Below are 19819 nucleotides of genomic sequence, written 5' to 3' on the forward strand. Positions count from 1 at the left end.
TCTCGGGCTATGAGAAACGCGAAAATCGTCTGTACCCTGGGACCGGCGTCGAGCGATCGGCGGACGATCCGGGGACTCGCGGACGCCGGGATGTCCGTTGCCCGGCTGAACGCGAGCCACGGCAGCCGCGAGGATCGAGCCGAACTCGTCGACCGCGTCCGCAGCGTCGACGAGGAACGCGACGAGCCGGTCGCAGTCATGCTGGACATGCAGGGCCCGGAGATCAGGACCGCGCCGTTACCGGAGGGCGAAACCGTCTCCCTCGAGACCGGATCGGAAATCCGCTTCGTCGAGGGAACGGAAGTCTCGCCGGAGACGGTCGGCCTCTCCTTGCCGATCGACGAGGTCGAGCCCGGTGACCGTATCCTCCTCGACGACGGGCTGATCGAGACGACCGTGATCGACCCCGCGGACGGCGACACGGAGGTCGCGGACGACGACGCCGTTCTCGCTCGCGTCGACACCGGCGGCGAACTCGGCGGCCGTAAGGGCGTCAACGTCCCCGGCGTGGACCTCGATCTCGAGGTCGTCACGGAAAGCGACCGGAAAGACCTCGAACTCGCCGCCGAGAAGGAAGTCGACTTCGTCGCCGCGAGCTTCGTTCGCGACGCCGAGGACGTCTACGCGGTCAGCGAGGTCCTAGAGGAGTTCGGGGCGGACATTCCCATCGTCGCGAAGATCGAACGTGCCGGCGCAGTCGACAACCTCGAGGAGATCGTCGACGCCGCCTACGGCGTGATGGTCGCGCGAGGGGACCTCGGCGTCGAGTGTCCGATGGAAGACGTGCCGATGATCCAGAAACGGATCATTCGTACCTGTCGCGAGAACGGCTCGCCGGTCATCACCGCGACGGAGATGCTCGACTCGATGGTGACGGCTCGTCGCCCGACCCGCGCGGAGGCGTCGGACGTTGCAAACGCCGTCCTCGACGGCACCGACGCCGTGATGCTCTCGGCCGAGACCGCCGTCGGTGACCACCCCGTCGACGTCGTCGACGCGATGGACAGCATCGTCCGCCAGGTCGAGAACTCCGACGAGTACGAGGAACTGCTCGAGCAGCGCGTCCCGACTGCGGGAGAGGCACGAACCGACGCTCTCGCTCGCTCGGCCCGCTACCTCGCCCGTGACGTGGGTGCTGACGCGGTCGTCGCGGCCACCGAGTCCGGCTACACGGCTCTCAAGACCGCCAAGTACCGGCCCGGCGTCCCCGTCGTGGCCTCGACACAGAGTCACGAGGTACGGCGGCGACTCGCGCTCTCGTGGGGCGTTACCCCGCTGTACGCCCGCGTTTCGGATCAGGGGGCCGACGCAGTCGTCGAGAAAGCCGTCCAGGCTGCGCTCGATGCCGGCATTGCCGAGAGCGGGGACACGGTCGTCGTTCTCTGTGGCATGATGACCGATCTCGAGGGTGCGAACACGACCAACATGATGAAAGTCCACGTCGCAGCGGAGGCGCTGACGACGGGTCGGGTCGTCGTCGACGGCAGGGCAACGGGGCCCGTCGCCCGCGCGCCGGACGGCGACCTCTCGGATGTCCCCGAAGGTGCGATCCTCGCGCTCCCCGCGGATTTCGACGGTGAGTTCGACGGCGACGTGAGCAAGATCGGCGGCATTCTCAACGCCGAACGCGGGATGACGGGATACCCGGCGCTCGTCGCCCGCGAGATGGATCTCCCGATGATCAGCGACGCGGCCGTCGCCGAAACCGACGTGGGGACGACGGTTACCCTCGACGCCGAGCGCGGAGTCGTCTACCGCGGCGAGATCGCGGATCGAACGCAACGGGTCTAACGCGCTTTCGCTCGGCAGCGGTCGCGGACCACGGGTTTTTGACGGCGGACCCATTACGGAAGCGCATGCCAGACGACGGGACCGGATCGGACCGCGAGGACAGCGACGGTCGCGACACGCCGGGATCGGCCGGCGGGGAGTTGGACGTTTCGGCGTCCGACACCACGGGGGTCGGCGCTGACGGTGACGAAGACGCGACGAATCACTCGAGTCCGCTCACTCCCGAGGGACCCGAACCCGACGAGAGAGTCAGTGAGACCGATCGGGAGCGAATTCCGATCGATCTCTCGAGGGGAAGCGACGAGTCGGACGTGACGGACGATATCGAGGAAGACGAGTCCGAACAGCAGGAGGACGACCCGTACGCTCCCGAACCCGGCTCCGCACCGATTGAGGCCGGCGATCCCGACCTCGAGCACGCGCTGTTCGTCGTCCTGGGTGCGGTCGCGATGATCCTCGTGATCGCTCGAGTCGTGATCCTGCCGTTCTAACTCGTCTCGCGACGGACGCAGCCGGCTCCGCCCCACACGGGACGGTCCGTCTCGGCACAACAGCTATGTGGCCACCGTGAGTGCGTCCGACCGAACCGATGTCTCCGGTGTCTTCGGTCCAGGCGGTCCTCGACCGACGCGCCGCCGCCGTCCCTCAGGAGCGGCTTGCTCGGGCGTTTTTGGAGCGGAATCGCTGGACTGGCGACGAGCCGTGCCTGCTGCTCGCGGAGGCTGCGGCCGCGACGACGGGCCAGCGGTTCCGTGCCGGGATCAAACCGGCGGTCGAACGCTTTCGCGAGTCGTTCGTCGAGAGCGGCCGGATCGACTCCGTCGCCGACCTCGCCGAACTCGACCTCGAGGACGACGACCTCGTCGCGGCCTTCGGTGCGCAGCGAAAACGACACGTGTTACTCGAGGCTGCAACCGTCCTCGCGGACCGGCCGGAAGACGACGATATCACCGCGCTCGAGGGATGGGCGGCCGAGGCCGACCACTACCGGTACGACGAGGACCCCATCGGCGACATCTCGGGCGTCGGCCCCGCGACCTTCCAGTATCTCCGACAGCTCGCCGGCGTCGACGTGGTGCGGCCGGACCCGAACGTAGTCGCCTTCCTCGAGGACGTCGACGAGGCGCTTGACTCCTCGCCGATCGAGACTACCGAGCCACGTCGAACGATCGCGTCCTGTGAGTGGCTGTCGCTGGTCTCGACGTACCGGATGCTCGAGATCGATCGCATCGCGTGGTGGCAAGGGACCGACGGGGACGAGCGTGGGGCGATCCTGGCAGCCCAGGGATCGACGGTGGAGGGGGACGAGAGCAGGAACGGGAACGAGAACGGGACCCAGGTAAACGGCAGCAATTCTCCCGCGGACACGGGCATCGGAACGGATCTCGAGGACTGACGGCAGTCACGTTCCGACCGCACCGACCGGTTAACTCGTCAAATCCTGCAACCGCTCGAGCCCGTTCTCCGCCTCCTGTTTCGTCGTCTCGAGTGGGCCAACGACTTCGTCGGGGAGGTCGGTTCGTCGGGCCACCGTCAACAGCGTCTCGAGTTTGCTGATCTCGAGGCGCTCGATCGTTCGGCCCAGTTCCGCCTCGACGAGGTCGCCGAGGGTCGGGTCCTGCAGGTCGCCGACGAGCGCCTCGCGCTCGCTTCGAAGCCCGTCGAGCGCGGGGCTCTCGACCGGACCCGGTTCGACCTCACCTTCGAGGGCGTCGAAGATCCGCTCTAACCGTCCGACCTGCTCGGTCGTCCGCTCGCCGTGGGCCATGAAAAACTCCTCTAGGTCCTCGTCGGTCGCGGCGTCGGCCAGTTCCGGCTGGAGTTCCTCGAGTTCTCGTTCCAGGTGGTACAGTTCCTCGAGCGTCCGGACAAAGAGGTCGCGTTCGTTGTCGATCATCCGGTCGGTGGCTCCACGCAGAGCCGCATAGAGGTTCGCCCGTCGACTGAAACGCCGTCGGGTCCCGTCGATCACTCGAGGGTGGCGTCCGTAATCCGCAACCGACCACGGGTGCCGTCCCACTCGGTCTCGTACTCGAGGTCGAGACGTCGCTCCATGTGCGGGCCATCGACTACCAGCGTCTCGAACTCGCCGCCCTCACCTAGCACGTGGACGCCGTACTCCTCGTTGAGCGCCTCGAGTTCGGCCAGCGCCTCGCGGTCGATGGTGCGTCCGAGCCACGACTCGTCCAGGCCGTGGGCCGCGACCTGGATAATCACGATCTCGAAGCCGGCATCGAGCATCGCATCGGCCAGCTCGCGGGGCTGTTCCTGCCACAACGGGGCAAACAGGTCACAGCCAAGCCGGTCGCACATCCCCTCGATCCGGCTGGTCTGGTACTCGCTTTCGACTGCGCCCGCCGTGACGCCTGCGATGCCGCCCGTCCCATCTGCCCCGTCCGCCCCGTCCGCCTCGTCCCCCTCGGCCGTGAGTTCGGCGTCGAGTTCGGTCAGGGCCGCCTCGAGCGGCTCGAGTTCGTCGTCTCCCTGCACGCTCGAGTCGATCGCGGCGTCGGCCTCGAAGTCCTCGGGCTCGACCTCGAGTAGTTCGATCCCGATACTTTCGGCCGCCAGCGCGGCCAGTTCGGTCGCCGGAACGTGGTACATGTAGGAGTCGCCTACGGGATGGACGGTGACGAGTCGTTGCACGTCGAGTCCCTCCTCGAGTGCCCGGTACAGGGCCCACGAAGAGTCCTTGCCGCCCGAAAAGAGGCTCACCCACGCGCCGTCGTCGGTCATGGTCGACAGTTGGGGTACGGGGGTAAATGGGTGACGTAACGAGTCGGGTTACGTGGTGTTGCGGTCGCCACCGTCACGGTCGGTGTCGTCGTCCCGTTCGTCACCGGGATCGGGGTCCGTGCTCGACGCCGCAGTCGCATCGCCGTCCTCGTCTTCGGTTACGTCGTCGTTCACGTGCGGTTTTGTTTCCCGGTCCGCTTCCGGCTCCCCTTGTGGTTCCGTTTCGGACTCGCGCTCCCGTCGCTCCCCCGCTCCCGGCCCACGAACCGTCTCCACGTCGCTTGCTCCGGTCGCGTTCGGCTCTACCGGTCCGGGCCCGCCGTCGGTCAGCTCGGTCCCCGATCCCGACTCCGCGTTCGGTTCCTCCTCGACCAACTCGAGATCGTCCGTCCCACTCAGTGAAACGGCCGCTCGGGCACCGACGAGACTCACCGCGATCGCTGTCGCGACGAACAGCGCCAGTCGCTCGCCCGCCGCCAGGGTGAACCCCTCGATCGAGAGACGACCGAACTCACTCGTTGGCACCGCAAGCGGCGAGATAACGCCCTGTTGCTCGAGGAAGTACGCGGAGAACCCACGAAGTACCAGGGCGACTGCAAGCAGGATAAACGGCAGGTTGAGGTAGGACTGCCGGACCGGGTCCTCGCTGATGGCCTCGTCCAGCAGCCGGCCGGCGCTGGCCGTGATCCCGGCCATCGCGAACCACGGCACGCTGTCGAAGACGAACTGCATCGTCGGCACGAGCACCGTTTGCGTGTCTTCGAGACTCGAGACGCCGAGCGCGCCCGCGAATACCCCCACGAGCGTCAGTCCGGCGGCGACGACGTAGGTGACGACGGACACCTGACCGGAGTACAGTGCCTCGCGGGCCTGGTGGGTGACGCCGGACATCATTTCGTCGACGTTCAGCCCCTTGTACAACAAGAAGAGGCCGATCACCGTCGTGATCGCCGCCGCACCCTCCGCGGCACCGAGTTGCATCGCGAGGATCGGGAAGACCAGCAGTGTCAGTCCGAGCGGGACCAGCACCGTCTGTCGCAGCTCCTCGTCGGCGAGGAACTGCTTGAGCAGGTAGTACGTCGACTCGATGTCCCGCGCCTGGCGGACGACGACCCGGTCGACCGAGTCGACCTGGACGCGGCTCTCGACGATCGGCACCAGCCGTTCGTCCTCCGCGCTGTCGATGACGACGACCGCCGAGTCGGGGTCGTGGTCGGCAATGAGGTCGTCGAGCTGGCGGGCGACCGCCCGATCCGCAGACACCATCGACTCACGGTCCCCGGAGACGACCGCGACGACGGTGTCTTCGCCGTCGTCGCGCAGGTCCTGGGCGACCCGCAGCGTCTCGAGCAGGGAGTTGACTCCCGAATCCTCCGGATCCGCGAGCCCGATGTCGGTCACGAGCGCGCGAACTGCCTCCCAGCCGACGATCGGCGACCGTAGACCGGTCTTCCGGCCCACGTCGTCGGTCCGGTCGAGGCAGACGACCAGCGTTGTCACGGTAGTCGTTCCTCGCTGTGTGACGATAAAACCACTCACTTATCGGACCGATTCCGGGACCAGACACGAACCAAGAACGCGACCGGTGTTCGGTCGAGACGGTGCCGCTAGCTCCGCAGTCGGAACCCGCGACCGTCGGCGAGCCCGCTGATACCGGCTCCGAACGCGTACGCGACACGCTGGGCACCCGCGCCGACGCGAGCCATCAGCGGCCGCTCCGGCTCGAACTCCTCGACTGCGACCTCGTCGGTCTCGAGTCGGTCCTCGAGTTCGTCCTCGATCTCACGGCGAGTTCCCAACTCGTCGACCAGGTCGAGTTCGTGAGCGTGCTCGCCGAGGTAGATCCGGGCCTCGGTGTCGCGGACGAACTCCGGTTCGAGGTCCCGGCCCTCGCTGACACGCTCGACGAACGTCTCGTAGTAGTCGTCGATCAATCCCTGCAGGTACTCGCGTTCGTCGTCCTCGAGTTCCTTCAGCGGCGTACCGGCGTCCTTGTACTCGCCGGCGGCGAACCGCTCGTAGGAGAGGCCGACTTTCTCGGCGAGTTCGCTCGCGTTTACTCTCGAGCCGATGACGCCGATCGAGCCGACGATCGAGCCCTCGCGCGCCCACAGTTCGTCGCAGCCGCTGGCGATCCAGTAGCCGCCGCTGGCACAGACGTCCTGGGCGTAGGCGATCGTTGGACCGTCGAACCGTTCGGCGGCGAGCCGGATGTCGTCGCTCGGGACGACCTCGCCGCCGGGCGTGTTCAGTTTCAACAGGAGGGCGTCGACGTTGTCGTCTTCCGCTGCCCGATCGATCTGCTCGACGATGTCGTCGGCCGGCGTCGCCCGCGGACTCTGGGGGAGCGGTCCGCCGCTCCCGTCGCGGGTGATCGGTCCCTCGACGGCTACCTCGGCGACGTTGTACTTGGCGAACAGGGACCCGGCGACGTTGCCCGTCACCTTCAGCCCGGCGAGAACGACGACGACCGCGAACACGATTCCGAACAGGTCCGCGAGCGTATCGGGATAGGCGACGAACAGGCCGAACCCGACGATAGCGAAGAGCAACACACCCAGCACGACGACCGCGAGCTGTCCGATATCGTCCGTACTAACCACGGGAATCACCGTTGTTCATGGTGTCAGGTCCGTGTGCTGACCTGTTAACCGTTGCCGTCGCGACTCGTCGTCGCGGAGATTCCTCTGTGGGGGTATCTGTCCGTGAGAACGACCTTCGGTCCGTTCGCTCGAGTCGTGATCCCGAGTCGAGACGGGTGTCGACGTCGGCTGCGCGGTACGCGTGACACCGATCCAGCGCGGGTATAGACTGTGGAGACGACCGACCACGACCACGACCACAGTCACGGCGACCGAACGTCACGCGCGACCGGACTCTCGCCTCGTTCCCCTGCTGGGGAAGGATGGACGGTCGAGGGTCCGGGAAGACGGACCGCCGACCGCGGGCCAACTGGGAGACGAGTCGGGCGCGAACGGAGACCGTGAAGCTGACGGACGACCTAGAGCAGGCCCGTCTTCTGGAGCTTCATCAGGTCCTCGGTGTCGAGGGTCTCGCCTTCCTTGAACTTCTGATAGATCTCCTCGGCCTCTTCTTTGGCCTCTTCTTTCTTCTTGTCGCGCTCGGACTTGCGCTCTTGTTCTTCCTGCTTGTCCAGTTCGCGCAGGCGCTTCTGGACGCGGACGAAGTCCTCGTGGTGTCGGTCGGCCGCTTCCTGAGCCTGGACGAACTTCTCGTGCATCTCGTCGGCCTCGTCACGGATGTCGTCGGCCTCGCGGTAGGCCTCGATCATCTCGTTGTGATGTTCCTGGGCCTTGTCCGCAAGCTCCGTCACCTTCTGGTGGTGCTGGGACGCTTCCGAGCGGACCTCTTCAGCTTCCTCGACGAGTTCTTCGAGGTCCTCGTTCTGTTCGAGCTTTTCCTTGCGCTCTTCGTACTCTTCGCGCTTGGACTCGATCTTCTCGATCAGTTCCTGCTCTTCTTCGCTCGAGAGGACCTCGGTCTGCTGTTTGAACTCGAGTTCTTCGATCTCTTCCTCGAGCTCCTCGAGGTCCTTGCCCTCGTCGAGCTCCATGTCGGACTTGAGCTTCTCGACCTTGTCGAAAAGCTCGTTGGCCTCGGCGTTGAGCTCGTTGCGTTTTTCTTTGTGTTCCTGGACCTGCTCGTTGAGCTCGTCGCGTTTCTCGCGGTGCTCCTGGGCCTCGTCGACCTTCTCGCGGGTCTTCGCGTTGAGATCGTCCCGCTTGGAGGCCCGTTCGGAGGCCATCTGGTTGAGCTCGTTTCGCCGGTCTCGGAGCTGTCCGGCCTTCTTGATGAGCTCGCCTTTCGATTTGTTCTCTAGGTCGTCCTCTGTCAGTTCGATGTTTTTCGATTCTTCTACCATAGTTATTCAAGCCTCTGTGCCATACCCGCGCCGGAAAGGCAGCCCAACGAGGACGGCGGTCGACCGACGGTACCGTTCTCGAGCGTCGGAAATCGACGTCGAGGACGAATCCGCGGTCCGTTTCCCCCGTCCCGTTTGGCTGCACGGAGCGATCGCTGACGATCTGCGAAACCTCGGTGAATAAGATTCCCTGTCATCGATCGTCGAGCGATACGCGCCCCGGCGGCGTTCTGGTACCGATAGCTACTGTCGCCTCCAATTTAAATGTACCGGTAAGAAGGGGTGCGAAAACCGCTAGCAGGGACCTCGTTACGCCGCTCTTGGGTATGCTACCCAGTCACAAGCAACTATAAATCGTACTCGTTGGTCGCCGATCTGTTCCCTGCCTGAACGGCGAGTTCGACGGTTTCTGCTCCGTCGGGAATTCGCACCGTATCGACGGCGACTGTCTCGAACGCCTCCACCGAAACCGTCGTCTCGTCGCCGTCCTCGCCGGCACGCCAGGCTACCGTCCCCTCGAGTGTCTTGTTCGTATCGTTACAGAGGGAGATTCCGACCGATCTACCGGGGGCTGGCGGTTCGTCGAGGACGGCCTGGACCGGTTCCAGCGAGTCCGCAACGGTCTCGTAGGCGGGTTTGGTCTCACCGTCGACGGTCGTTACCCCCATTCCGCCGCCGGTCGCGACGTCTCTGAGCGTCTCGAGAGCGAAGACGCCACATTCGCGGCGGCGCAGCGTCTCGACGATCGTCTTCAGCGTTCGCGCCTGGTACGTTCGCGATGCCTCCGGGTCTGCCGCCCGGCGAGCGTACAGTTCGGCATCGATTCCGTCGATTCCATCCGGCTCGACGCCATCGGCGAGCGCGCCCGCACCGATCGCACCGACGACCTCTCCGAGCGAGGGGTAGGTCTCGAGCAGCCACGGGAGATCGGTCGCCTCGAGGTACTGCCAGCCGGGAAAGAGGTGGGACGCGTCGGGGTCGGTACCGGGCTGGCCGGCGACGGGAACGACGGGGACCGAAACGTCCTCACGGAAGCCGTCGGCGATGGCGTCGGCAGGACTACGGTCGATCGACGCGCGCCACGCACGATACCTGACTGTGAGCTTGCCGGTGAGTCCGCCGCCGATCGGCTCGTCGAACGGCGTCGCCGGCTCGTCTTGCACGCCGTAGCAGGCCACGCTCGGGTGGTGGCCGTACTCGCGGACGAGCGTCGTCGCCAGTTCCCGCCCCCGTTGGACGAGATCGGGTTCGTCGTCACCGTCGTTCGCCAGTCGGGTCGCGATCCCGGCACCGCTGACGGGGAGGTCCTGCCAGACGAGCAGGCCAGCAGCGTCGCAGGCAGCGTGGAACGCGGGGTCAGGAACGTGTCCGCGCGCGCGAACGAGTGTCGCGTTCGCCTCGAGGGCGCGTCGAACGTCCGCCTCGGGAGCCACCCCGGGAAGGCGAGTAAACCCCCGTGCGCGGACCCGTTCGCCGTTGACGAGGAACCCCTCGGCGTCGCGTTCGACGTGCCGAAAGCCGATCGTACGCTCACGTTCGTCGCCACCGAGTTTCGCTCGGACGGCGTATCGGTGCTGGGGGCCGTGTCCGCGGGGCCACCACAGGGACGGATCCCGAATCTCGACGCTGCGGGAAACCGTCGTCCGCTCCCCCGCGTCGGCTTCGACCGGAATCCGTTCCATCGTCGCGCCGCCGCCGCGTTCGACCGGACGGACGGAGAGCGTGACCGCGTCGTCGATGGCAGCACCCGCGTCGACCTCGAGGTCGACATCGATCGTCCCACGAAGACGGTCGTCGTCCCCTCGCTCCAGACGCGGCCGTGTCTCGAGTCGCCGCAGGACGGTTTCGGGACGTGCCTCGATGTCGACACCCCACCTGATGCCCGGTGTCGCGAACGACGACGGGACAGCATCGGTGTCGTGGATGCCGGCGAACACCTCCGGGGCCCGGCAGGCCACGATCAGTTCGTTGGTCGCTTCCGGTTCGAAGGTGAACCGGCCGGGAACGAAGTACGGTCCCGTCTCACCCAGTTTCGTTCCGTTGAGCCAGACCGTCGTTCGGCCGTAGCCGCCACGCAGTTCCAGGATGGCGCGTTCTCTCCCCCCGTCCCTGGCTCCGTCGTGTGTACGCGGGTCGTCGAAAACCGTCCGGTACGCGACGCCCTCGCGGTTACCGTCGTTCGTTCCCTCGTCGATGTCCGCATCCGGTCGCCGCGTCGGAACGGTGACCGGTCGCCACTCCGCGACGGTCGGCGGTCCCTCACCCCCAGGGTCCTCGATCCGACCGGCGGTCCACTCGTCGGTCATTACCCAGGGGACGTGGCCAGAAATTAAAAGTAGTTCCGACGGTTCACGATCGTTGGTTCGACCGCGAAACCGGTCACGTCAAAAGAGGTTCTCGAGTCGCTCGTCGGCGAACTCCTCCGCGTGATCCGTCTGTTCGCTCTCAGCAGCCCGTTTCGCCTCCCGGGCGCGTTGCATGAACTCCTCGATCCGTTCGGAGCGTTCGGCCCCGCCCAGCAACACGAGCGCGCCGAGTCGGTCGCTCTCGAGCGGGAAGTCTCCGCCCCGGACCTGCATGCTCTCGGTTTCGTCCTCGAGCCAGCGGCGGGCTTTCTCGACACCCTTGCGGGGAACCGTCTCCGGTTCACCGGCGATGACGAGCAAAGCGGAGTCGGCAGTCGTCGCGTCCGGCAGGCTCGTCCCCGTCAACAGGGCCTGTCTGGCCACGGTCATAACGGTACGGATGTTCTCGCCGCTGTCGTCGCTCGCGACTTCGCTCGCGTACCCCAGCGATGCGATACCGCCCGAGCGAAGCGTGTTGATGACCTCGCTCGAGTCGACGACGCTCTCACCGACGCCCTCGACGGCTTCGCCGGAAGCGAACAACAACCCAACCCGCTGGGCGATCTTGCCGTTGATCGTCTCGAAGGCACCCTCGACGCTCTCGCCCTGTTCGTGCCAGGCGTCGTTGTCGATCAACAGGGTCGCGTCGGCCTCGCGGGCCAGCGTCTTCAGCGACCGTCCCGCGTTGGCCTGGTAGAGTGCGCCCTCGTTGCGCCCGGGGAGGATACCGAGCGCGTAGACGGGAACGTCGTACACCTGCTGGAGTTCGTGGACGAGCACCGGCGCGCCGCCACTACCGGTTCCGCCGCCGAGGCCGGCGACGACGAAGATGGCCTCCGACTTGGAGGTGACGCGCCCGTCGAGTCCGCTCAACACCTGCTGGGCGTCCGATTGCATGATCTCTGCGCCGAGTTCGTTGTCGCCGCCGACACCGTGGCCGTTGACGCGGTCGGCACCGATCAGTTGCGTGTCGACGAACTCGAGGGACTGGAGGTCGGGTTTCGCGGAGTTGACGGCCAGGGCTCCCTGTACGGCGTCGAACCCCATGTCTGCGTCGAACTGGGCGAGCCGTTCGGTTACTTTCCCACCGGCCTGACCGACTCCGATCAGGGCAACTTTCATACAGCGGACATGAGGCCGAATCGTGTTTAACGTTCCGATGGGTTTCCAGATCGACAAATCCGCCAGTTCGGTCGCCTCGTGGGTGTGCGAATGGGAATACACTTTACGCTGTCCCCGTTGATACCGGGTATGTTCCACGAGCAGCGCACGACCGTTCCCGACACCCCTGCCCAGCTCCGCGCCGAGTATCGTGACGAGCTCGCCGACATCGTCGACGAGCACGGTCTCGAAACTGCTACCGCCGAGACGAGCCTCGAACCCGTCGACCTCGAGGCGCTCGGGAACGGTGACCTGCCGGACCTCTCGCTCGAGCAGGCGGCCGAGATCCGCTCGCTCGAGGAGGGAGTCCGTGACCCGGAGACGGTCGTGACGATGGCCTGTGAACACCTGCTGATGGGAATGTCGACAGCCGTCATGGACGTCGAGGCCGTCGAGAGCGACCTCGAGCTCGAGATGGACGCCAAGGAGGTCCAACAGAAGATCGAACGCCGGGCGGAGATGTCCTTCGAGGAGTACGTACACCTGCAACACGTGATCGTCGGGAATATGCCCTGACGGGAGGGCGATTCTCGCTCGGGGTTCCCCGTCTCGGTTAGACGACCGCGTCGACCCAGTCCGCAGTGACGAACTTGTACCGACACCCTTCACAAAGCGAAATCTCGACGACCTCGGCCGTCGACAGGTGGACGTGATACTGCCGGGAAGGGGCTCTGGCCCGGCAGTTCGTACACGTTTCGGGCATCGGGGACGCCTCGTTCTCCCCGATAGTATGTGCTGTGCTATCATAGATTTTTGGTATCGACTCGAGCGGTGTTCGGCCCGTGCCGAGCGACGAGCAGTGCACCTATGTCGCTCGCACCACGACTACGGGTATGCACGTCGCTATTCTGGGTTGTGGCTACATCGGCCTCGAGCTGGGCCGACAGCTCGCCGACCGCGACCACGACGCCGTCGGGGTCCGTCGCTCCGAGTCGGGTATCGACGCGATCGAATCGGCCGGCTTCGAGGCCGTTCGTGCCGACATCACTGATCCCGAGAGTCTCGCGTCCGTACCCGACGTCGACGCGATCGTCTTCGCCGCCAGCAGCGGCGGCCGTGGTGCCGACGCCGCCCGCGAAATCTACGTCGACGGTCTCGAGACCGCGATCGAACACTTCGGTCAGCGCGAGCACTCACCCGACCGGCTGGTCTACACCTCCTCGACGGGCGTGCTCGGCGATCACGACGGCGACTGGGTCGACGAGGGGACGCCCATCGAACCGACCACCGCGAAGACGGAGGTGCTCGCCGAGGCGGAGCGGATCGCTCGCGACCGACCGTCCGACTACGGGTTCGATGGCACCGTCGCGCGTTACGCCGGCCTCTACGGTCCCGATCGATACCGTCTCGAGCGCTACCTCGACGGACCGGTTACCGAGGGCTATCTGAACATGATCCACCGCGACGACGCCGCCGGCTCCGTCCGGTACCTGCTCGAGGACGACGCTGCCCGCGGCGAGGTCGTCCAGGTGGTCGACGACGAACCCGTCGAGAAGTGGGTGTTCGCGGACTGGCTCGCCGACGAGTGTGGGGTCCCGGAGCCGCCCAAGCGGACGAAAGACCAGCGACTCGAGGACGGAGGCGACGACCTGTCGGCCGCCGCGCGCCGGCGGATTCTGACGAGCAAGCGCTGTGCCAACGACAAGCTGCGCGCGCTGGGCTACGAGCTGGAGTTTCCCACCTACAGAGAGGGGTATCGGGCGGCGATCGACCAGTATCACACGGGGTAACGGCCCGGGCCACTCCCTGCTCTGGCCCCGAACGTGTGAATCGTCGGAAAATTCTTTGTGGTTCGATTTGAGTGTCCGGTATGAGCTACCGCGACGCCTCGGCGCTGCTCGTCGACGCCGAGGCGGACGTGCTGGTCGTCGATGCCGTCGCCGACTCGCTGCAGGCACTCGATCCGCTCGTGCTCTCGCTGCTGGTGTTGCTAGCGGCCGGCTTCGTCCTCGGAAGCTGGTGGGCCGTCCGGTGGTTCCGTCGGCCGCCTGGTGTACGCCTCCGCCGGCTTCTCGAGGAGTACGACGAGGTGGCGGTGCTGATGCATCCCAACCCGGACCCCGACGCGATGGGCTGTGCGATGGCCGTGGCGGCGATCGCTGACTCGGTGTCGACCGAGTCGACGCTACAGTTCTCCGGGGAGATCCGCCACCAGGAAAACCGCGCGTTCCGGACCGTCCTCGACCTGGATCTCGAGAGTATCGACTCGAGCTCGGAGCTGGCTGCGGATGCGGTCGTTTTAGTCGATCACAACACGCCGCGTGGGTTCACCGGCGCACAGAACGTCGAACCCGTCGGGGTCGTCGACCATCACCCCGGCAACGGCACCGGGACGCGGTTTACGGACGTCCGAACGGAGTACGGGGCGGCCTCGACGATCCTCGTCGAGTACATCAGGGGGATCGGCACGGCCGACGACGGCGAGGACGGGGTCGACCTGACGTCGGAGCTCGCGACCGGTCTGCTCTATGGCATCCAGTCCGACACCAACCACCTGACGAACGGCTGCTCGAGGGCCGAGTTCGACGCCTGTGCGTTTCTCTTCGACGAAATCGACGAAGACCTACTCGAGCGGATCGCCAACCCGCAGGTCAGCGACGACGTGTTGCAGGTCAAGGCGACGGCGATCACGGAAAAACGGGTCGAAGGCTCGTTCGCGGTCTGTGATGTCGGGACGGCCTCGAACGTCGACGCGATTCCCCAGGCCGCCGACGAGTTGATGCATCTCGAGGGCGTTACCGCGGTGGTCGTCTACGGGGAAAACGACGGGACGATCCACCTCTCCGGCCGGTCCCGGGACGACCGTGTCCACATGGGGGAGTCGCTTCGACACGCCGTCAGCGACATTCCGATGGCGAACGCCGGCGGCCACGCCCGGATGGGTGGTGGGCAGGTCTCGGTCGATCACATGAACGGGATCGGCCCCTCGGACGGGATCAGCCGCGAGGAGTTCGAAAAGCGACTCTTTTCGGCGCTTGCTGGCGAACGATCGTGATTAGTTGTGGCGTTCGTTGGTGATTGTTGCCGTTCGTTGGTGCCCTTTGTCGTTCGTTGCCGTTCGTTGCCGTTCGTGTCGTTTCACTCGCTGCTGTCACAGTCGTTTCTCACTGACGAATCGACAGGCAGAGCAATGCCGCGATGCCGGGCCGGTCACCTCGTCTCTCGCGATCCCCCGGAGATCATCCCCTACCGGTCGCACTGTCCAGCTACAGTAACAACTGAAACGACTCACACACCGATCGCATAGCTGTCGTGCAATCGAGTGTGCAATGGCTTGCAGTGGCTGCCAGAGGGGCGTCGACCTCGAGCGTGCCCTCGATTTGGGTCTGGTTCGAGAGAGCGTGAATCGCAAATGAACGGCTCGAGCGGCGTGTGATCCACAGAAAATATACGGAGTGCCCTCGCCCCTGCCAGGTTTGTTACCGGATTTCTTTCCACTCCTCGTCGCAGTCCGGACAGATTCGCACCGTCTTGATCTGGTCCGGGTCGTTTTCGGTCTTCAGCGGCTTCTCGCACTCGCCACAGACGAGCCGGTCGTAGGTGTCCTTGTCGAGTTCCCCGTCGCGGAGTGCCTTCCGGACTGATTTCATGTGCCTTCGTTACGAAGGTAGGGAAGAAAAAGACCGGGGCTTCGTCTGACCCAATGGGTTTACGAACACCCTACGCAGAACCGAATTCAGTTACCCGGATCGGCATCGTGTCGCTCGAGTGCCGACCGAACCGTCCCGAGGATCGGCGCGAGCGTCTCGCGGGCCTCGCCGTCGACATCCGCGACGGCGTCGCGCAGTCGGCCCGCCGTGCCGGAGAGAAACGCGTCGGCACCCGGATCGACCGCGAGGGGCAAGTCGTGGCGGTCCGCCCACTGCCGGAGGGCAGCCTCGGTCGTCTCGTCGAGGTCACCGATCTGGAAAAAGAGGCTCGCGGACGCGTTCCGCCCGGTCGTGTTCTCTCGCAGGGAGACGGTGCGCTCGAGTTCGCGCCCGGTGACGTTCCGGAGTTCGACGACGCTCGGCTCCTCGCGAAGTTCGCGGTTGTCGCCGAGTGCGTGGGCCACCTGGACGACGTCTTTCGTCTCGGCGATGTCGTGGGTACGAACGATGTGTGCGCCGCGTTCGACCTCCATCGTCGCGGCCGCCAGGCTGACCGGCAACTGATCTTCGGTCTCGGGGCGGCCGGCCAGGTCGCCGAGGAAGTCCTCACGGTTGGTGGCGGTGAGGATGGGTCGACCGAACGCACGGAACTCCCGCAGACGGCGGAACAGTTCCCAGTTGTCCTCGAAGGTGCGTTCGTCGTACCACCCACCGAAGGCGGGGTCGAGGATCGTCTTGTCGGTGAACCCGCCACGCCGGAGGGCCTCGAAGATATCGTCGATGGTCTTCAGATGTCCCGGTTTCTTGATGTCCGGCGGGCTCGCCATCTTCACGACCGGGATGTCGTACTCCTCACAGACCTCGGGCATCTCCGGATCGGCGAATCCACAGACATCGTTGACCAGGTCGAAACCGCCCTTGATCGCTTCTTCGGCGACCGACGCGTAGCGGGTTTCGATCGAGAACGCGACATCGGCGTCGACCTCGTCGACGACGGCCAGCGCCTTCGCGAGTCGATCCCGTTCGACCTCCGCGGGGAGCCAGTCGTTTTTCGGGTTCGCGGACTGGAGGCCGATATCGATGATGTCGGCTCCCTCGGGAACCATCTCCTCTTCGACGTGGCGAACGGCTTCGGAGACGCCGCCGTGGACGCTGGGATCGTAGTTCGACTCGACGCTCATGTTCAAGACGCCCATCACTCGCGGTGGATGGCCGTCTCCAACGGGCATGTCCCCGATCTCGACGGTTCGCATAGGGCGGGGTTAGGATGTGTCTCGAAAAACGTTGCCGGTTCAGTACGGGTCTGCCGCCTTTCGATACTGCCGCCCGCTCGGCAAAGCCGGCAGGGCGAAAGGATGATTACTCGCCGCTCCTCAGCCGTAGCCAGTGTCGGACTCTCGTTCCTCGACACCGGATCGTCCGCTCCCCGAGTCGTCGCCGCTCCGCGAGCGCGAACTCGTCGTCGTGTCGAACCGCGAGCCGTACGTACACTCGTACTCGACGCAGTCGCAGTCGGACTCGAGTGCTACCTCTGCCCCCTCGGGCGACGACCCCGAAATCTCGGTCGAACGCTCGACTGGCGGCCTCACCACCGCCCTCGATCCCGTCTTACAGCGACTCGGGGGCACCTGGGTCGCCTGGGGCAGCGGCGACGCCGACGCCGCCGTCGCCGACGACGGGACCGTCGGCGTCCCGCCCGACGAGCCCGCCTACGACCTCGAGCGGGTCTTCCTCGAGGAGTCGACGGTCGAGGACTACTACTACGGCTACAGCAACTCGACGCTGTGGCCGCTGTGTCACGGCGATCTTGGCCGAATCCGATCGGAGCCGTCCCACTGGCCGGCCTACGTGCGGGCGAACGAGCGGTTCGCGGACGCGGTTCTCGAGAGCGTCGGCTCCGGCCTAGGCCCAGGCACGGAAGCACCGTCGCAAGACCCGATCGTCTGGATTCAGGATTATCATTTCGCCCTGCTCGGCGACCGGCTCCGCGGTCGACTCCCGGATTCGGCCGTCGTCGCACAGTTCTGGCACGTTCCCTGGCCGTCGCCGGACGACCTCCGCGTCTCGCCGAACGCGACCGCACTGCTCGAGGGACTGCTCGCCACCGACCTCCTCGGGTTCCACCTCGAGGAGTACCGGCGGAACTTCCTCGAATCGGTCGACCGTCTGCTACCGTCGGCGTCGGTCGATCGGGAGGCAGGTACCGTCCGGTACGTCGCGGACGACGGGCAGCAACCCCCGTCGCTCACTCGGGTGTACGCACAACCCATCGGGATCGACGCCTCGGGCGTGCGCGACGAAGCGATGTCACCGGCAGTATCCCCCGAATCCGTCCGCGCTGACTACAACCTCGCTCCGAGCGACGACCTGTTGCTGGGCGTCGAACGACTGGATTACGCCAAGGGAATCCGCAAGCGGCTCCGGGCGTTCGAACACCTCCTCGAGACGCGTCCGGAGTGGCGTGGAGCCGTCACGCACCTGATGGTGTCGACCCCCTCGCGGGAGGGGATTCCTGAGTACGAAATTTACAGCCAGCAGGTCAGAGAGCGCGTTGCAGCCGTCAACGATCGGTTCGGGACCGACGACTGGACGCCGGTCCGGCACGTCGCCGAGCCGGTCGACTGGGAGCGACTGCTCGCGTTGTACCGGGCCGCCGACGCGCTCGTCGTTTCCTCGCGCCGTGACGGACTGAACCTGGTCGCGATGGAGTACGTCGCCGCGAACGCGAGCGAGAGCGGGGCCGTCGTGGGAAGCGAGTTCGCGGGCGTCAACGACCTGTTCGAGGGATCGATCGAGATCAACCCCTACGATGTCTGCGGGACGGCGACGGAAATCGATCGGGCCCTGCAACTCGACCCCGACGACCAGCACGACCGGCTTCGGTCCATGTGGCACGCCGTACAGCGAAACGATGTCGGCGAGTGGGTCCGAAGGCTCGATCGTGAACTCGCCGCCCACCCCTCCCTCGCGGTCACAACGTGCGAACCCGACGCCGACGGCGGGAGAAGCGGCGATTCCGGTTGATTAATCTTTCAGGCGAGCGTTGTTCTTCTCATGGACGCGACCGCCGACGAACTGGCCGGCGTCGTCGACCTCTTTGGCGGACTGACCCGCGCGGAACTCGAGCGTGCGCTCTCAGAGGCCGCTTTCCGCGCGGACGGGCGATCGGTCGACGGAGCGGCGGTCGACGACGCGATCGAGGAGGCCGTCGAGTCGTTCGCGCTGGTCCGCTACGAGAACGAGAACGGGGGCGACGGCGGGGGCGACGGAAACGAGGCCCGGAACGCGGACGGCGATCGCGAGCCCCTGTACGTCGCGGGCCCTACCGCGTTCCCCACCGTTCCGGAGTACGCCGAAGACGTCCCACACATCCTCGATGTCGACCGACGGGACATCGACCGTGAGGCACTCGGCGACGCCGTCCGGGACCGGTTCGTCGCCGCCCTCGAGTCGGCGGTCGACGACTCCGGCGAGAATCCCGATCGCATCCGAGAACTGCTCGACGTCAGCTACGACGTCGAGGCCTGGGCACCCGTCGACCTCTCGGCGGAACGGACGCGACTCGAGGAGGCACTCGACTAACGTATGTCCCGATCGCCACGACGCCACACGCTCGACCTCGATCCCGTCGCCGACCACGACCCCCTCGAGATCGACGACCAGGAACACGACGCTGCCGTCCTGGCTCCGATCGTCGAGCGCGACGGTGAGGACTACCTGTTGTTTACTCGCCGTGCCGACCACCTCGGGGAACACCCCGGACAGATGAGTTTCCCCGGCGGCGGTGCCGAGCCCGAAGACGACTCGATCCTCGAGACGGCACTGCGGGAAGCAAACGAGGAGATCGGGCTGAATCCTTCGGAGGCAGAAATCGTCGGCCGGCTCGACGACATCCGCACCGTCACGGAGTACGCGGTTACGCCGTTCGTCGGCCGCGTTCCCGACCGGGAGTACGAGCGCGACGACGACGAGGTCGCCGAGATCGTCCTGCTGTCGCTTTCGGCACTTCTCGATCACGAGAACTACGAGTACGAACGTCGGGACCACCCCTACTACGGTGACGTCGTCATCCACTACTTCCACGTCGACGGCTACACCGTCTGGGGTGCGACGGGCCGCATTCTGGTTCAGTTGCTCGAACTCGCGACGGAGTTCGACGCTCCCGAACGGATCGAGCGGGAAGAGCGAGATCACACACGGTCGTGAGACCACGATTCGCGACCGCCAGTGGGAGGCAAAAACTCGGCGGGGCGTCACGCTTTTGCATACCGGGGCCCCACAGCGGGTATGGTCGCACAGACGATGGATCGAGT

General features: G+C 65.8%; 19 protein-coding genes. 9 read left to right on the top strand and 10 right to left on the bottom strand.

Going from position 1 to position 19819, the window contains the following annotated elements; all coding sequences use genetic code 11:
• The first annotated feature begins 9 nt into the window (after nucleotides 1-9).
• The 3 genes from pyk to C446_RS05545 all read left to right on the top strand — a co-directional run bounded on the left by pyk (nucleotide 10) and on the right by C446_RS05545 (nucleotide 3187).
• Complete coding sequence (gene pyk / locus C446_RS05535; RefSeq protein ID WP_006672091.1) at nucleotides 10-1791, top strand: pyruvate kinase; 1782 nt, start codon at nucleotides 10-12, stop codon at nucleotides 1789-1791.
• Between the two features lie 65 nt (nucleotides 1792-1856).
• Complete coding sequence (locus tag C446_RS05540) at nucleotides 1857-2282, top strand: DUF7312 domain-containing protein (protein ID WP_006672092.1); 426 nt, start codon at nucleotides 1857-1859, stop codon at nucleotides 2280-2282.
• 98 nt (nucleotides 2283-2380) lie between these two features.
• On the top strand, nucleotides 2381-3187 hold the full coding sequence (locus C446_RS05545; protein WP_006672093.1) for a hypothetical protein: 807 nt from the start codon (nucleotides 2381-2383) through the stop codon (nucleotides 3185-3187).
• Between the two features lie 30 nt (nucleotides 3188-3217).
• Here the strand turns inward: C446_RS05545 and C446_RS05550 are convergent, their stop codons facing one another.
• The 7 genes from C446_RS05550 to C446_RS05580 form a co-directional block, all read right to left on the bottom strand.
• Nucleotides 3218-3688, bottom strand: coding sequence for a DUF892 family protein (locus C446_RS05550; RefSeq protein ID WP_049920058.1), 471 nt, complete (start codon nucleotides 3686-3688; stop codon nucleotides 3218-3220).
• Nucleotides 3689-3759: 71 nt separating this feature from the next.
• The gene (locus C446_RS05555; RefSeq protein WP_006672095.1) at nucleotides 3760-4527 is read right to left on the bottom strand and encodes a diphthine--ammonia ligase; all 768 of its coding nucleotides are present in this window, start codon (nucleotides 4525-4527) and stop codon (nucleotides 3760-3762) included.
• Between the two features lie 48 nt (nucleotides 4528-4575).
• Nucleotides 4576-6027 (bottom strand): DUF373 family protein, encoded by a 1452-nt coding sequence (locus C446_RS05560; protein ID WP_006672096.1) that lies wholly within the window; start codon nucleotides 6025-6027, stop codon nucleotides 4576-4578.
• A 107-nt stretch (nucleotides 6028-6134) separates the two neighbouring features.
• Nucleotides 6135-7130, bottom strand: coding sequence for a signal peptide peptidase SppA (gene sppA / locus C446_RS05565; RefSeq protein WP_006672097.1), 996 nt, complete (start codon nucleotides 7128-7130; stop codon nucleotides 6135-6137).
• A 398-nt stretch (nucleotides 7131-7528) separates the two neighbouring features.
• Nucleotides 7529-8410 (bottom strand): coiled-coil protein, encoded by an 882-nt coding sequence (locus C446_RS05570; RefSeq protein ID WP_006672098.1) that lies wholly within the window; start codon nucleotides 8408-8410, stop codon nucleotides 7529-7531.
• A 347-nt stretch (nucleotides 8411-8757) separates the two neighbouring features.
• Nucleotides 8758-10716 carry a glycoside hydrolase family 2 protein gene (locus tag C446_RS05575; protein ID WP_006672099.1) on the bottom strand — a complete coding sequence of 653 codons (1959 nt, stop codon included), beginning with the start codon at nucleotides 10714-10716 and terminating at the stop codon, nucleotides 8758-8760.
• Nucleotides 10717-10794: 78 nt separating this feature from the next.
• Entirely contained in the window at nucleotides 10795-11877 is a 1083-nt protein-coding gene (locus C446_RS05580; RefSeq protein ID WP_006672100.1) for a tubulin/FtsZ family protein, read from the bottom strand.
• A 129-nt stretch (nucleotides 11878-12006) separates the two neighbouring features.
• Here C446_RS05580 and C446_RS05585 point away from each other — a divergent pair, with 129 nt between their 5' ends.
• Nucleotides 12007-12432 carry a DUF5791 family protein gene (locus C446_RS05585; protein ID WP_006672101.1) on the top strand — a complete coding sequence of 142 codons (426 nt, stop codon included), beginning with the start codon at nucleotides 12007-12009 and terminating at the stop codon, nucleotides 12430-12432.
• 37 nt (nucleotides 12433-12469) lie between these two features.
• Here C446_RS05585 and C446_RS19275 read toward each other — a convergent pair whose 3' ends face one another.
• Complete coding sequence (locus C446_RS19275; RefSeq protein WP_006672102.1) at nucleotides 12470-12619, bottom strand: hypothetical protein; 150 nt, start codon at nucleotides 12617-12619, stop codon at nucleotides 12470-12472.
• A gap of 130 nt (nucleotides 12620-12749) precedes the next feature.
• Between C446_RS19275 and C446_RS05590 the strand changes: the two genes are divergently transcribed.
• On the top strand, nucleotides 12750-13646 hold the full coding sequence (locus C446_RS05590; RefSeq protein WP_006672103.1) for an SDR family oxidoreductase: 897 nt from the start codon (nucleotides 12750-12752) through the stop codon (nucleotides 13644-13646).
• 80 nt (nucleotides 13647-13726) lie between these two features.
• A complete protein-coding gene (locus C446_RS05595) occupies nucleotides 13727-14911 on the top strand; it encodes a DHH family phosphoesterase (RefSeq protein ID WP_006672104.1) in 1185 nt (394 codons plus the stop codon).
• A 424-nt stretch (nucleotides 14912-15335) separates the two neighbouring features.
• Here the strand turns inward: C446_RS05595 and C446_RS19280 are convergent, their stop codons facing one another.
• Nucleotides 15336-15506, bottom strand: coding sequence for an HVO_0758 family zinc finger protein (locus tag C446_RS19280; RefSeq protein ID WP_006672105.1), 171 nt, complete (start codon nucleotides 15504-15506; stop codon nucleotides 15336-15338).
• 86 nt (nucleotides 15507-15592) lie between these two features.
• Complete coding sequence (gene folP, locus C446_RS05600) at nucleotides 15593-16759, bottom strand: dihydropteroate synthase (RefSeq protein WP_006672106.1); 1167 nt, start codon at nucleotides 16757-16759, stop codon at nucleotides 15593-15595.
• A 133-nt stretch (nucleotides 16760-16892) separates the two neighbouring features.
• Between folP and C446_RS05605 the strand changes: the two genes are divergently transcribed.
• From C446_RS05605 to C446_RS05615, 3 genes are read left to right on the top strand one after another with little or no spacing between them, the layout of a single operon-like run.
• On the top strand, nucleotides 16893-18530 hold the full coding sequence (locus tag C446_RS05605) for an alpha,alpha-trehalose-phosphate synthase (UDP-forming) (RefSeq protein WP_006672107.1): 1638 nt from the start codon (nucleotides 16893-16895) through the stop codon (nucleotides 18528-18530).
• A gap of 30 nt (nucleotides 18531-18560) precedes the next feature.
• Complete coding sequence (locus C446_RS05610; protein WP_006672108.1) at nucleotides 18561-19088, top strand: DUF7109 family protein; 528 nt, start codon at nucleotides 18561-18563, stop codon at nucleotides 19086-19088.
• 3 nt (nucleotides 19089-19091) lie between these two features.
• Nucleotides 19092-19712 carry an NUDIX hydrolase gene (locus tag C446_RS05615; RefSeq protein ID WP_006672109.1) on the top strand — a complete coding sequence of 207 codons (621 nt, stop codon included), beginning with the start codon at nucleotides 19092-19094 and terminating at the stop codon, nucleotides 19710-19712.
• Nucleotides 19713-19819 lie beyond the last annotated feature (107 nt).

The organism is Halobiforma nitratireducens JCM 10879 (genome assembly GCF_000337895.1).
In the GTDB taxonomy this organism is placed as follows: Archaea; Halobacteriota; Halobacteria; order Halobacteriales; family Natrialbaceae; genus Natronobacterium; species Natronobacterium nitratireducens.

Bases quoted from the DNA above. Each gene is read 5' to 3' on its own strand.
- pyk (WP_006672091.1), top strand. From the start codon at position 10: ATGAGAAACGCGAAAATCGTCTGTACCCTGGGACCGGCGTCGAGCGAT.
- C446_RS05540 (WP_006672092.1), top strand. From the start codon at position 1,857: ATGCCAGACGACGGGACCGGATCGGACCGCGAGGACAGCGACGGTCGC.
- C446_RS05545 (WP_006672093.1), top strand. From the start codon at position 2,381: ATGTCTCCGGTGTCTTCGGTCCAGGCGGTCCTCGACCGACGCGCCGCC.
- C446_RS05550 (WP_049920058.1), bottom strand. From the start codon at position 3,688: ATGATCGACAACGAACGCGACCTCTTTGTCCGGACGCTCGAGGAACTG.
- C446_RS05555 (WP_006672095.1), bottom strand. From the start codon at position 4,527: ATGACCGACGACGGCGCGTGGGTGAGCCTCTTTTCGGGCGGCAAGGAC.
- C446_RS05570 (WP_006672098.1), bottom strand. From the start codon at position 8,410: ATGGTAGAAGAATCGAAAAACATCGAACTGACAGAGGACGACCTAGAG.
- C446_RS05575 (WP_006672099.1), bottom strand. From the start codon at position 10,716: ATGACCGACGAGTGGACCGCCGGTCGGATCGAGGACCCTGGGGGTGAG.
- C446_RS05580 (WP_006672100.1), bottom strand. From the start codon at position 11,877: ATGAAAGTTGCCCTGATCGGAGTCGGTCAGGCCGGTGGGAAAGTAACC.
- C446_RS05585 (WP_006672101.1), top strand. From the start codon at position 12,007: ATGTTCCACGAGCAGCGCACGACCGTTCCCGACACCCCTGCCCAGCTC.
- C446_RS19275 (WP_006672102.1), bottom strand. From the start codon at position 12,619: ATGCCCGAAACGTGTACGAACTGCCGGGCCAGAGCCCCTTCCCGGCAG.
- C446_RS05590 (WP_006672103.1), top strand. From the start codon at position 12,750: ATGCACGTCGCTATTCTGGGTTGTGGCTACATCGGCCTCGAGCTGGGC.
- C446_RS05595 (WP_006672104.1), top strand. From the start codon at position 13,727: ATGAGCTACCGCGACGCCTCGGCGCTGCTCGTCGACGCCGAGGCGGAC.
- C446_RS19280 (WP_006672105.1), bottom strand. From the start codon at position 15,506: ATGAAATCAGTCCGGAAGGCACTCCGCGACGGGGAACTCGACAAGGAC.
- folP (WP_006672106.1), bottom strand. From the start codon at position 16,759: ATGCGAACCGTCGAGATCGGGGACATGCCCGTTGGAGACGGCCATCCA.
- C446_RS05610 (WP_006672108.1), top strand. From the start codon at position 18,561: ATGGACGCGACCGCCGACGAACTGGCCGGCGTCGTCGACCTCTTTGGC.
- C446_RS05615 (WP_006672109.1), top strand. From the start codon at position 19,092: ATGTCCCGATCGCCACGACGCCACACGCTCGACCTCGATCCCGTCGCC.